Here is a 12,699-nt window from a genome sequence, read left to right as displayed (position 1 = left end):
GGTCTCGCGGATGTCGCGGGCGCGGTCTAGATTCCCGGGTATGAGCGCTGGGGAGCGGATCTACTCGGCGGTGTTGCACCGGGACAAGCGGGCCGAGCAGGAGCTCGATCCTGAGGTGCGACGCAATCTCGCGCCCAATGGACTTCGACTGGTGGCCGCCAACGCGCTCCAGTCCTCGGGCGATCAGATCGTCAACGCCTCGACCGTGCTGCCGTGGCTGTTCAACGCCCTCGGCGTTCCCGTGGCGCTGACGGGCCTACTGGTGCCGATCCGCGAGTCGCTCTCGATGCTCCCGCAGGCGTTCCTCACGCCACTCATCGTCCGTGTGCGGTTCCGCAAGTGGGTGTTCATCTCCGGCGCTCTGGTGCAGGCCGCTTCGGCGGGAGTGATCGCCGGAACCGCCGCGCTCGGGCAGGGCCTGGTCGCCGGGGTCGTGATCCTGGTCGGGCTGGCGGCGTTCGCGCTGGGGCGGTGCCTGTGCTCGATCGCCTCCAAGGACGTCCAAGGGAGGACCATACCCAAGGGCGAACGCGGGCAGATCAACGGGCTGGCGACCACGGCGTCCGGAGTGGTGGCCATCACCCTGGGCCTGGGCATCCGGATTCTCGGCGGCGAGGACTTGGCGGCCGAACAGCTCGCGTGGCTGCTGGCGGCAGGTGCCGCACTCTGGGTGCTGGTGGCGGCAGTGTACGTCGGCATTCGCGAACCATCCGAAGAACCTGTCGGCGCCGGCCGCGTCGAGAAAGATGTTGGCCCCGGGCCGAACTGGTTCGCAGAGACCATCGCACTCTTGCGCGGCGACCGCGACTTCCGCCGCTTCGTCGGGGTGCGCAGTCTCCTGCTCGTCTCCTCACTCGCCCCGCCGTTCGTGGTGGCCCTGTCCATCGCCTCCGGAGCGGGCGGACTGTCGGGGCTCGGCGGGTTCATCCTGGCCTCCGGGGTCGCCGCCCTGATCGGCGGCAGGATCTTCGGCCGATGGGCCGACCGCTCCAGCAGGAACGTGATGACGTTCGGCGCTGCCGCGGCATCCGCGATCATCGTGGCGCTCGTGGTGCTCGTCGCGCTCCCCGTCTTCGCAGGAGCATCGCTGGCAGGCAATCTGGTCTTCGTCGCCGCCTACTTCCTGCTGACGCTGACACACACGGGCGTGCGCGTCGGTCGCAAGACCTATGTGATCGACATGGCCGAGGGCGACCAGCGCACCACCTACGTGGCGGTGTCGAACACCGCCATGGGGTTCGTCCTGCTCATCGTCGGCGCGATCAGCGCGCTGCTGGCGACCCTCGCCCTGCAGTGGGCGCTGCTGTTCCTGGCCGCGATGGGCGCGGTGGGGGTGGTCGCCTCTCGACGACTACCGGATGTCTCCAGGCGCTGACAATGGATACATGGTCCACTTCTCTGATCCCCTGCTCGAAGCCATGGCGACTCGGCGCTCACTGGGCAAAGTGGGACCGGAGACGCCGACCGATGCGGAGCTCATGCACCTGCTCGCCGCAGCGACCCCGGTAGCCGACCACAAGTCCCTTCGCCCGTGGCGGCTCATCACACTCCGTGGCGAGGACCGCACCCGACTCGGCGAGGCACTGGACGCCGCCGGCAGCGTCGACCGCGAACCTGGGGAGCGCAACCCCAAGCCCTTCCGCGCGGAGCTGCTCATCGCCCTGGTCGCCAGCCCTCGAGAACACCCCGACGTGCCCGAATGGGAACAGCACGCCACCGCCGCCGGCGTCGGCCACCTGCTCCAACTGGCCCTCTGGCAGGCCGGCTGGGGCGTCAAATGGCGCACGGGACACCTGGCCAACTCGCCCGAAGTACGGGCCGCGCACGGGCTGGCCGATCACGAACTGCTGATGGGCTGGCTGTACGTCGGCAGCATCGACGACGCCCTGCGGGACCGCCTGACGAGCTCGTCGCGCCCGATCCTCGACCCCGGGCCTCACTTCGGGCAGATGCCGCAGAGCCGTGACCGGGGTATCCGTGCGCGACGCATGAGAACTCCCTGAGCCAGAACCTACAGGATCGCGACTGCACGATGACAGTGAACCGGCGGCCCGCTGAGGGGTCGTCCACCGGTACAGGTGCGGACCATCCGGGTGAACGACCAGAACCCAGCAACTACCTAAGCCTTCGATTCCCGTAAGACTGTCCCGCAAAAATGCCCGGTGAAGGTGCCCTAAACGCTACAGTCGCCGCATGCTTGTCGGATACGCCCGCGTCTCAACCTCTGGGCAGGACCTCGCCGCGCAGCGGGACGGCCTCCACTCGCTCGGCGTCGATCCCGAGAACGTGCACGTCGACCACGGCATGACCGGAACGAACCGTGAACGCCCGGGGCTCCGCGAAGCGCTTGCCGCGGTCCGCAAAGGTGACGTCCTGGTCGTCACCAAGCTCGATCGCCTCGCAAGATCACTCCCCGACGCTCGTGATATCGCCGACGAGCTGACGCGCAAGGGCGTGACGTTGAACCTCGGAGGTTCCGTCTACGACCCAACCGATCCCGTTGGGCGACTGCTGTTCAACGTCCTCGGGATGGTCGCGGAGTTCGAAGCCGACCTCATCCGTGCCCGCACGCGCGAGGGGATGGCGATCGCTAAGGCCGCGGGCAAGCTCCGCGGAAAGAAGCCCAAGCTCTCCGTCTCACAGGAGAAGCACCTGGTCGCGCTGCACCGTGCCGGCACGCACACCACGAGCGAAATCGCCGAGCTCTTCGGTGTCGCCCGCTCAACCGTGTACCGAGCGATCCAGCGCGGCGGAGCGAACCCACCCGCCGCCTGACGACACCGAGCGAAGCGAGAAGGACGACACCGAGCGAAGCTGCTCACATCGCTGGGCCCGAGCACGTCGCGGACAAAGGTGTCGGTGCTTCCCCGGGCTACCTCACCGCCGCACTGCACGCAGCCACCAACGTGACCCCATCGTGACGAGTGTGTCGCTGTGCGATCTGAACATCGCACAGCGACACACTCGACGAGATCGTAGTCTCAGGCGGGGAGCTTAGAGGCCAGGACGTCCAACTTCTCGATCGTGGGTTCGCTGAACAGTTTGCCGGCCAGAATCGCGGGTCACCCCCCCCGCGATTGGGAGACACGCCCTAGTGATCTGTGCAAACCCGGACGACTGGGACGCAGTCAGCCCGGTCGCCGAAGGCCAGCCCGGCGAGCCTGTGGACGGCGCACTCATCGACCTGATCCGCCAGCTCGAGGGAGCGCTGGCGCGCGCTCAGCGGCAGCTCACCAACGAGGTGCTCGAGGCGAACTCCCCCCTGTTCTCGCTAGTCGATGGCGTTGATGCGGCCTTGATCGAGCTGATCCGCGACGAGCTGGGAGCGGACGAGTTCGCACGAGTCGCGGAGCGGTTCGCCGCTGAGACCTTCGCCGCGGCGAAAGCGACCGAGCAGGAGCGGGCGCTGCTGCTGAGCGTCTTCGAGCTGCGGGCACGACGGCTTGTGGAGATGCGGGAGACAGGGCGCCTCGCGCTAGCCCGCACGACGTCGGCACGCCCGCGACTTGTGGACCGGGTGCTCGACGTCCTGATCCCTCGCTACCCGGCCTGGGGTACGGCGGAGTCGCCCCTTGATCCCGAACTGATCGGTGTATTCGTGACGTGGGCCCTGGAGCAGCCGGGATTCCAACGCGAGGCCGAGATCGCCTACCGGAGCACCGAAGTGACGGATTTCGGCGGGTCGTTGACGCGGCTGCTGCTGGCCTGGCTCGAAGGACAAACCTTCGAGGAGATAGCCGTACGCGCGGGAGTCAGCGTCGATGTGCTGCTTCGCATCCACGCCAAGGTGATCCTGTTTGACTTCGTGACCCTCGTCGAGCAGGCCGTAGCCCTGATCCAGGAGCACGCCACCGAGACCGGCGAGTCGCTTTCCCCGGTGGTCTCAGCATTCCCGGACTACCTCCGCTTCGGTGCCTCGACCCCGCCGGCGCGCGATCTGATGGCGCGAGGGGTCAGGCATCGGGCGGCCGCGATCGCGCTGGGATCCGACCCGGCGATGCTGGCACCGACGAGCCTTTTCGCAACCCCTTGGTCGATCGCCCGAGACCTACTGACCGACGAAGCCACCTGGTTTCCCCGCCTGGGGGCGCTCGTGTATCGGAGGACGGTCGCCGACGTGGCAGTTAGGAGACCTGTATCCTGACGCATGCTCGGAGAGCGAGGCTGTCCACCAGCAGCCACCTGCAGGACCTGTCCACGTTGATCGGTGAACCGCTGACTCGGTCACGACTGAAGCCCACGGCGCGCACTCCAGCCAGCGCTCCATCCGCCGGGTACCCATCCTCCCGCCCGCCGCGCTGCGCACGCTGCCGCTCGACACCGGAATCTTCATGCTCCGCAGTGCCCGACCGACCGTCACCGACCGAGAATGCGGTCGCGTGGACGACTCAGTTCCGGCGCTTCACACAGGGACTCCTGAGCACAGAGATAACACGACCGATCGCGCCGTCGGGTGGTTCGTTGCCCTCCTGACAGCGCGCCAGCTCAGCTCGCCCTCCCGAAGGCCTGCTCGAGGAAGTCGGCGGTGGCGGGGTTCACGGTTTCGTTGCGGCGGATGTAGTGCTCGCGAGTGATGGCAGGGTCGCTGTGGCCGAGGAGTTCGGAGGCGAGCTGGAGTCCTCCGATGTCGTTGATCGCGGTTGCGGCGGTGCGACGGAAGCGGTGCGGGGTGACGCCTTCGATGCCGGCTTGGTCCGTGACGTCGCGGAGCTGACGACGGACGTTGTTCGTCGTGTGCGGTGTCCCGACACGGGCGGCGAACAAGAGCGTCTCCGGGCCGGCGAAACGCAGCGCGCGGACCCGGGAACGGACCGCGCGTAACGCGAACCCGGGGAGCGCGACGCGACGAACCGAGCGCGCGGTCTTCGGATGGTCCTGTCGATGTGTAGGTTCGCCCTTGCGGCTGACGATCGTCCCGGCAATGCGAACCATCGGTACGGGCGCGTCGAGGTCGAGGTCGGTGAGGCGAATCGCGAGGACTTCGCCGATGCGGGCGGATGTGCCGAGCATGACCTCGACGATCTGGCCGAGCTGCCCGTCCGGGCGGGGACCGGCGTGGATCGGCCGCTTCTCCCAATCGCGGATCGCGGCACGGATAGCCGTGATCTCGTCCCAGGTGAACACATCGGGGCTGCGGGCGGGTCTGCGCAGGCGTGAGACGTGGTCCATGGGATTGCGCGGCAGGATCTCGTGCCGGACGGCAAGTCCGAGGGCGAGGCGGAGAACGACGCGGGCTTGGCGGGCACGGTTGTAGCTCTGCTTCGCGAGTTGCTTGAGGAAGTAGTCGCAACGGGCCACGCCGATCTCGCGGAGCGTGACGTCCTGGAAGAAGGGCATCACGAGGGTGCGCATGTTCCGCTCATACAGTTGCCGGGTCGTGCGGGAGAGGCGGTCTTCGAGTTCCATGTCCTCCAGCCAATAGTCCACCAGGGCAGTGAACGCGCTGTCGGCTCTCATCCCGGTGAACCCAGGGTGGAACAGCGAACGCTCGGCGAGCTTCTTCTTCAACACCCGTTCCGCGGCAGGACGTGTGGTGGCCGTGGTTTGGACGTGGCGGCTCTTGCCGTCCCAGTCGCGGTAGCGCGTGCGCGCCGCATACCGGCCGCTGGGCTGCCGACGGACGGCAATCGTGCCGTAGGTCCCGATCGGCGTGCGAGGCCTAACCACGAGCGATCCACTCCCCCGGCGTGCTGGGAGAGCCGGTCGCGATTCGCGGCGGTGTCGGTGCGTGTGAATGAGGACGATGCAAAGACGGCATCCCTTAAGTCTCGCCAACACCGGGCCGAGCAGATGGATAAACCCACGCACTCGACGTACTACTGCGCATGGATTGCATCCATGAGAGAGATCAGGGTTTCGTTGCCGTCGACGTTCACGACAGAGACGGCGAGGGCGCACGGCGCGCACCCGCGGGATCTGTACGCGTGGCGGGATGTCGAGCAGATCATGGAGCTCTCCGCAGTGTCTTCTGGCACGGCGAAGCACCGCCGGCTTCGTATCCGGATGCGCTGGCTGTGGTGTTTCGGTCGCCGCGCGCGATCGTGTGCTGCTTGTCTGTTGCCGCGGTGCACGAGCTGACCGACGAATTGCCCCGCGTCTGGGCAAACGACTGATCAACCATCCGAAAACCTGTGAGCACAGCCCTGTTCAGGCTCGGGCAGGTCTGGCTGATCCGTGCGCCCGGCGTTCGCGAAGTCGCGCACGTACCAACAGCACCACGCTCCACGGCCCGAAGAGGAGGAACTTCAGCCCGTTCCACAGCGCCCAGAAGAAGGCCAGGTAGAGCCACTCGCTCCATCCCTGTTCGATGAGGCCGGTGCAGGTGGCGGCGATAAGGAAGTAGACGACGCCGAGGAGCATCGCAGGTACACCCCACCGCAGGCCTCGGCGTGAGCGGAGGCGGTCGAGGAGGATGTTGGTGGGCATCCAGCGACGCAGGAAGACGCGGGTGTGGATGCTGGCGTTCCAGAGCCGACTCAGGAGCATGATGTGGGCCTCACTTTCGCACGCAGGACTATCGCGGTCTGGCTGGTCCTGAGTGGTTGAGTGCCCGAGATGCTTCTCGAACGGTCTGCGTCGCCCCTTGTAGATACTGGGGGCTTGGCGTGTGGTTGCTCCTGCCACCATCAGGATACCGGCGACCACGAAGCTAAGGAAGAGCAACCCCACTCACGCGATCGGTGACGCTCACAACGTTCGGCCGCTGCGCCGTTGCTGTGCCCCGGGTGCTGTATCGAGCGGGTCAGACTGGTCGCTCGTGAGGAGTCCGCGGGTGCGTTCGTAGTCGATCCTCTGCGCGTCATCACTGGGCACGGGTCCAAGAGGGCTGGTGGAGGTGATGCCCCACCGGTCGCGATACGCGACGACCGCACGCACGGCTCCGGCTTGCGCTTCCGGGGCGAGATCGCTGAGGGTCTCTAGCCAGGGCGCGTCCAGACCCCACGACTTCAGCGTAGCCCGCGAGCGTTTGCGGGACTGGGTCACGATCTCTGGCACCCGCCTTGACCGCGACCGCCCCACCCGCGTCACCGCTTGGCCCGGCGGAGAGCCAGAGAGATGGACCGAGCCCGACGCTACGGAAACGCCCGTCACTGAGCGTACGAAGGACTTCCTGGCGTTCGTCGAGGAGCAGGTCAAGGCCCGGATTGCGGAGCAGGACGCGACGATCCGGGAGATCGTGAACATTGACTGGAGCGTACAGTCATGACCGAACAGCCGGGCGATGTTCTCGTCTCGCCGCTGCGGAACAGCCATGAGGTTGCCGCGTTCCTGCGAGTCTCGGAATCGACGCTGTCGAGGTGGCGGGCCGAACAGAAAGGACCCCCGTTCATCCGGATTGGTGGTGTGACCCGGTACCGCATCGAGCAGGTCGAGCAGTGGCTCGCGTCCCTCGGCACCGATGAGCACGACTGAACCGACCGCACCACCGCCGGTGCCACCGATCGGAGTGAAGGTCACCACCGATCTCGAACACCGTGCCTCGGGGATCCGTGCTCGCGCCCGCTGGATCGACCCACACACCCGCAAACGGGTCACCCGTGCGCTCGTCGTCCCCGACGAGGACGCCGCCGAAGAGTTCTTCCAGTACTTGCAGGCCTCCGCCGAGCTCGGGATCGACAAACGCATCCTGTTCTCCGACTACGTCGAGATGATCGGTGACCGGTGGCAGCGGGGCCTGGACCCGACGTCCACCGTCGACGGCTACAAGCTCGGACTCCGCCTCCGGGTACTCCCGGCGCTGGGACACCTGCCGTTGTCGCAGATCACGGCCGGGATGATCGATCGCACCATCGACCAGTGGGAAACGCAGCATTCCGCGTCGACCATCAAGAACACCATCGCGCCCCTCGTCCGTGTCCTCGACGAAGCCGTCCGCGACGACCTCCTCCCCAGCAACCCCGCCCGCAACCGGTCCCGACGGTCCCTCGGGAAATCAGCCCTCAACCTGAAAGAGGACGACCTGTCACCGCGCGTCCACGCACTCAAAGACCTCGCGACGCTCACGGCGCTGGCGGATCGGTGTAGGGAGGTGCATCAGAGCTATTCCGACTTCGTGATGCTCTGCGCACTCCTCGCCGCCCGCGGCTCCGAGATCTCAGGCCTTCAAGTCGGCGACATCGACTGGGATCAACGGATCGTCACGATCCGCCGCCAAACCTACCCAGGCGCAGGCGGGCTCGTCACCAAACAAACCAAGGGACGAGACATCCGCCACGTCCCCATCCTGCACGCCCTCACCCCCGTACTGGAGCGCCTCACCGCAAACCGTGAGCCCGAGGACCGGCTACTGACCGGACCTCGCGGCGGCGTGCTCACCACCGCGTCGGTGCGGGACGCGACGAAATGGGATCAGCTCGTCACCGACCTCGAACTACCCAGCCTCACCCGGCACGGGCTCCGTCACACCGGAGCGACCTGGCTCGCCGATGCCGGCATCCCCCTCCACGTCCTCCAAGGCATCCTCGGCCACAAATCCATCGAGACCACACGCGGCTACCTACACCCCGACACCAGGCACCTCACCGACGCTGCCGCCCGCGCCAACGCGTTCCTCGACGGACAAGAAGACCTCACCCACCAGGCTCCTGCCAAGACCCGCCGGACAGCCGCACCCAGGCGATGAAACGGTCGCGGATCGAGGCGAAAACGGGCTCCAGGTCCCGGCCAGGTCCCGGCTCGTCACAACAGCCACAGTCAAAGCATCGAACACGGCACCGACGGGGGCCCGTGGATGCTTCCATAAACCCCTCTGGAGAGGACCACGGAAACGACGAAGCCCAGGCGAGAAACATGCTCTCACCTGGGCTTTTCTGTCGGGATGACAGGATTTGAACCTGCGACCCCCTGACCCCCAGTCAGGTGCGCTACCAAGCTGCGCCACATCCCGTTGTTCACTTTTCAGGCTGAACCAGCCGCTACCGCACTTGACCCCCAGTCAGGTGCGCTACCAAGCTGCGCCACAGCCCGTCAGCCCGCGAACGGGCCTCGATGAGGATACCCCAGCCGAGACCCCGCACTGAAACCCGCCACCCGCCCTGTGCCGCGAGTCACAGCACCTGACAAGGGGCCACCTCACGACGGACCAACGTCCCGCCTTCCGCACCACCGCGCGCCCTACGGTCGAAGTACGCGCCAACCAGGCGCATCGAACGATCCGAAGGAGCCACACCATGGCACGGGTAGCTGGCAAGGTCGCACTGGTTACCGGCGGCGCACGGGGCATCGGCGAGAGCGCCGTCCGCCTCCTCGTCGCCGAGGGCGCCAAGGTGGTCATCACCGACATCCTCGACACCGAGGGCGAGGCCCTGGCTGCCGAGCTTGGCAACGCCGTCGTCTACCGTCACCACGACGTCACCGACCGCGACGCCTGGGAGCAGGTCGTCGCCGTCGCCCAGGAGACCTTCGGTGGCCTCGACGTCCTCGTGAACAACGCCGGGATCGCGGACTTCGGCGGCATCGGCGACTTCACCCACGAGCAGTGGGACCGCATCGTCGCCATCAACCTCACCGGCGTCTTCAACGGCATGAAGGCCGCGCTGCCGCTCATGCGCCAGTCCACCGAGAACCCCGCGGTCATCAACATCTCCTCCACCGCCGGCCTGCAGGGCTACCCCGCGCTGTCCGGCTACGCCGCCTCCAAGTGGGGCGTGCGCGGCCTGACCAAGGCGGCCGCCGTCGAGCTCGGCCCGGAGAACATCCGGGTGAACTCGATCCACCCGGGCGTCATCGCCACCCCGATGACCACGGGTCTCGACACCCCGCAGACCCACGTCGCGATGAAACGTGTCGGCCAGCCAGCAGACATCGGCAACCTCGTCGTCTTCCTCGCCAGCGACGAGTCCGCCTTCTCCACCGGCGCGGAGTTCGTCGCCGACGGCGGCGAGCTCGCCGGGCTGCCGCTCTGAGACTCGGCGGCGGGGCCCGTCCCCCCCCGAGGCCCCGCCGCCGANCCCCCCGCCCCCCCCCCCCCGACCCCGTCGCACCCACCGCCGTCGCGTCACTCGATGGCGGCAGTCTCCCCGCGCAGCTTCTCCGCCGAGATGACACCCAGCGCCAGCAGCGCCGAGACGAGCCCGGCCGTCGCGATCCAGCCGTCCAGCCGGAACAGCGCCACCTGGGTGACGAGCAGGTTGAGCTCGACGCCGCGGCGCAGCCAGCCCGCGCCGTCGGCCGGCTGGGAGGACCACACCCACCAGCCGCGGACGAACGCCGCGACCACGAGCACGAGCGACACGGCCGCGGTGACCACCGCCCACGTGGGTCCGCTCCCCCACACGACCGCCAGCACCACCGCCGTCGCAGACCCCAGCACCAGCTCGGCGAGCAGCACGACCATCACCGGAACGGTCCATCGCCGCCGGACCACCACCGAGAACACGCCCCGCAGCCACCGCCGGACCGCCGCGACCGGGTCGGGCGCCTCGTCGTCGTCGTCGGCCACCACCGCTAGCAGCGCGGCCACCTCGTCACGACCGGCGGTGTCGCCGGCCTTCTCGACCAGCCGCTCGGCCACCGCGCGGCGGTGCGGACTGAGCCCACCGGCCACGCCGGCGACCCCGTAGTCCACCGCTGCTGCCAGGTACTCGCCCCGGCGGAGCTCGCGGCGCCCGTGCAGCACGTCCGCGCCCAGCGCGATGAGCACCAGCGTGACGTAGATGAGCATCGGCGCCGGCTGGAAGAAGTAGTCGTTGTCGTTGGTAAGGAACTTGCCGACCTCGTCGATGAACAGCCCGAAGCCGATCCCGCCGAGCACCGCCACCAGCGGCCGCACCGCCGGCCCCGCGAAGGACACGGCGAGCACCACGGCCAGCGCCATCGCCAGCCCGCCCCACAGCACGTGCGCGACGTGCAGCGAGTCGCCGCCCACCTGGGGAAACCCGGTCAGCTGCAGGAACGCCCGGATGACGACGACGGTCGCCACCGTGACCAGCACGAAGGCGAGCACCAGCTCGGTCGCCCGCGTCTCCCGGGGCAGCCCCCAGCGCAGCAGCAGACCACGACGCTCGACGGCGCCGCGGGTCTGCTGCTCGTTGCTCACCGGCGGCGCTTCTCCCGCACCCGCACGCTGATCTCGATCGGCGTGCCCTCGAAGCCGAAGGTCTCGCGCAGCTTGCGCTCGATGAACCGGCGGTAGCCGGCCTCGATGAAGCCGGTGGCGAAGATGACGAACCGCGGCGGGCGGCTGTCGGCCTGCGTCGCGAACAAGATGCGGGGCTGCTTGCCGCCCCGCACCGGGTGTGGGTTGGCGGCGGTCAGCTCACCGAGGAAGGAGTTGAGCTTGCCGGTGGAGATCCGGGTGTCCCAGCCCTCCAGCGACGTCTCCAGCGCCTTGGCGAGCCGGTCGACGTGCCACTTGGTCTTGGCCGAGAAGTTCACCCGCGGCGCCCACGTGATCTGCACGAGGTCGCGGTCGATGGCGCGCTCGAGCTGCTGGCGCTTGTCGTCGTCCATGAGGTCCCACTTGTTGTACGCGATGACCAGCGCGCGTCCGGCGTCCACCACCTGCTGGATCACCCGGATGTCCTGCTCGGTCATCGGCACCGACGCGTCGACGAGCACGACGGCGACCTCCGCCTTCTCCAGCGCGGTCTGGGTGCGCAGCGAGGCGTAGAAGTCCGCGCCCTTCGTCTGGTGGACGCGGCGCCGGATCCCGGCGGTGTCGACGAACCACCACGGCTTGCCGCCGAACATGAGCAGCTCGTCCACCGGGTCTCGGGTGGTGCCGGGCACGTCGTCGACGACGACGCGCTGGCTGCCGGCGAGCGAGTTGAGCAGGCTGGACTTGCCGACGTTCGGTCGGCCGACGAGCGCCACCCGGCGTGGGCCTCCCTCGGGCAGCGGCGAGGCCACGCCGGAGACCTCGGGCAGCACCGCGATCGCGGCGTCGAGCACGTCGCCCGAGCCGCGGCCGTGCAGCGCGGAGACCTGGTAGGGCTCCCCCAGCCCGAGCGACCACAGCAGCGCGGCGTCGGACTCCTGGGCGCGCGAGTCGACCTTGTTCGCGACGAGGATGACCGGCTTGCCGGACTTGCGCAGCAGCCGCACGACCTGCTGGTCGGTGTCCGTCGGACCCACCGTCGCGTCGACGATGAACATGACGGCGTCGGCCATCGCGACGGCGATCTCCGCCTGCTCGGCAACCCGCTGGTGCATGCCGGCGGCGTCCTGCTCCCAGCCACCGGTGTCCACGAGCATGAACCGCCGCCCGCCCCACTCGGCCGGGTAGCTCACCCGGTCCCGGGTGACGCCTGGGACGTCCTGAACCACGGCCTCGCGCCGCCCCAGCACCCGGTTGACGAAGGTCGACTTGCCGACGTTCGGCCGCCCGACGACGGCGAGCACCGGCAGCGGGCCGGCCTCCTCCGCCTTCGCCGCGGCGCCGGCGGCCTCCGCGAGGAGCGCGGCGTCGTCCTCGTCCAGCACGTAGTCGGCAAGGCCGGCGCGCAGCGCTTCGGCGCGCTGCTCTTCCTCGGCGGGGGTGGTCTCGGGGGTCTGGGCGTCAGTCACGTCTGCCATTCTCCACTGCCGAGGGACCCTAGAGCGAACGGTGCCCCGTGCGGCAGCCGCAAATCGTCACCGAAGGCGGGTGCGATTGCCCTCACTCACGCCTGCCCGGGCAGCGTGCCATAGCTGTTCCGGTAGGTCTTGCCGGCCTTCGGGTGGATGAACTTCAGCGCCGGCCACGTGTCGTGCACCCGC

11 protein-coding genes, 1 tRNA gene and 1 pseudogene are annotated in these 12,699 nt (G+C 68.3%); 8 read left to right on the top strand and 5 right to left on the bottom strand.

What is annotated here, in order from left to right; genetic code table 11:
* The first annotated feature begins 40 nt into the window (after window positions 1-40).
* The 5 genes and pseudogenes from V2J52_RS01170 to V2J52_RS01150 all read left to right on the top strand — a co-directional run.
* Window positions 41-1,375, top strand: coding sequence for an MFS transporter (locus V2J52_RS01170; protein WP_331225831.1), 1,335 nt, complete (start codon window positions 41-43; stop codon window positions 1,373-1,375).
* Window positions 1,376-1,385: 10 nt separating this feature from the next.
* A complete protein-coding gene (locus V2J52_RS01165) occupies window positions 1,386-2,003 on the top strand; it encodes a nitroreductase family protein (protein WP_193762657.1) in 618 nt (205 codons plus the stop codon).
* A gap of 190 nt (window positions 2,004-2,193) precedes the next feature.
* Window positions 2,194-2,775: a recombinase family protein gene (locus V2J52_RS01160; RefSeq protein WP_036280117.1), complete on the top strand. Its 582-nt coding sequence runs from the start codon at window positions 2,194-2,196 to the stop codon at window positions 2,773-2,775.
* A gap of 319 nt (window positions 2,776-3,094) precedes the next feature.
* Window positions 3,095-4,144 carry a hypothetical protein gene (locus V2J52_RS01155; protein ID WP_331225830.1) on the top strand — a complete coding sequence of 350 codons (1,050 nt, stop codon included), beginning with the start codon at window positions 3,095-3,097 and terminating at the stop codon, window positions 4,142-4,144.
* A 23-nt stretch (window positions 4,145-4,167) separates the two neighbouring features.
* Window positions 4,168-4,364, top strand: a pseudogene (locus V2J52_RS01150) (DEAD/DEAH box helicase family protein); the annotation flags it as partial.
* A gap of 121 nt (window positions 4,365-4,485) precedes the next feature.
* Here V2J52_RS01150 and V2J52_RS01145 read toward each other — a convergent pair.
* Both V2J52_RS01145 and V2J52_RS01140 read right to left on the bottom strand, forming a co-directional pair.
* On the bottom strand, window positions 4,486-5,667 hold the full coding sequence (locus V2J52_RS01145; protein ID WP_331225829.1) for a tyrosine-type recombinase/integrase: 1,182 nt from the start codon (window positions 5,665-5,667) through the stop codon (window positions 4,486-4,488).
* A 480-nt stretch (window positions 5,668-6,147) separates the two neighbouring features.
* Entirely contained in the window at window positions 6,148-6,486 is a 339-nt protein-coding gene (locus tag V2J52_RS01140; protein WP_331225828.1) for a hypothetical protein, read from the bottom strand.
* A 717-nt stretch (window positions 6,487-7,203) separates the two neighbouring features.
* Between V2J52_RS01140 and V2J52_RS01135 the strand changes: the two genes are divergently transcribed.
* A complete protein-coding gene (locus V2J52_RS01135) occupies window positions 7,204-7,413 on the top strand; it encodes a helix-turn-helix transcriptional regulator (protein WP_331225827.1) in 210 nt (69 codons plus the stop codon).
* A 34-nt stretch (window positions 7,414-7,447) separates the two neighbouring features.
* Window positions 7,448-8,623 (top strand): tyrosine-type recombinase/integrase, encoded by a 1,176-nt coding sequence (locus tag V2J52_RS01130; protein ID WP_331225826.1) that lies wholly within the window; start codon window positions 7,448-7,450, stop codon window positions 8,621-8,623.
* A gap of 190 nt (window positions 8,624-8,813) precedes the next feature.
* On the opposite strand, the gene V2J52_RS01125 is transcribed toward V2J52_RS01130, so the two are convergent.
* Window positions 8,814-8,887, bottom strand: a tRNA-Pro gene (locus V2J52_RS01125).
* A gap of 283 nt (window positions 8,888-9,170) precedes the next feature.
* Here V2J52_RS01125 and V2J52_RS01120 point away from each other — a divergent pair.
* Window positions 9,171-9,905 (top strand): glucose 1-dehydrogenase, encoded by a 735-nt coding sequence (locus V2J52_RS01120; protein ID WP_331225825.1) that lies wholly within the window; start codon window positions 9,171-9,173, stop codon window positions 9,903-9,905.
* Between the two features lie 92 nt (window positions 9,906-9,997).
* On the opposite strand, the gene V2J52_RS01115 is transcribed toward V2J52_RS01120, so the two are convergent.
* A complete protein-coding gene (locus V2J52_RS01115) occupies window positions 9,998-11,038 on the bottom strand; it encodes a hypothetical protein (RefSeq protein WP_331225824.1) in 1,041 nt (346 codons plus the stop codon).
* Entirely contained in the window at window positions 11,035-12,507 is a 1,473-nt protein-coding gene (gene der / locus V2J52_RS01110; RefSeq protein WP_331225823.1) for a ribosome biogenesis GTPase Der, read from the bottom strand. The genes V2J52_RS01115 and der overlap by 4 nt, the downstream gene beginning before the upstream one ends.
* Window positions 12,508-12,699: the final 192 nt, after the last annotated feature.

The sequence above is a fragment of the Georgenia sunbinii genome (assembly GCF_036421875.1).
Classification (GTDB): Bacteria; Actinomycetota; Actinomycetes; order Actinomycetales; family Actinomycetaceae; genus Georgenia_B; species Georgenia_B sunbinii.
The sequence above is the reverse complement of the archived record's forward strand: the minus strand, read 5'-3'. Positions and strand labels throughout refer to the sequence as shown.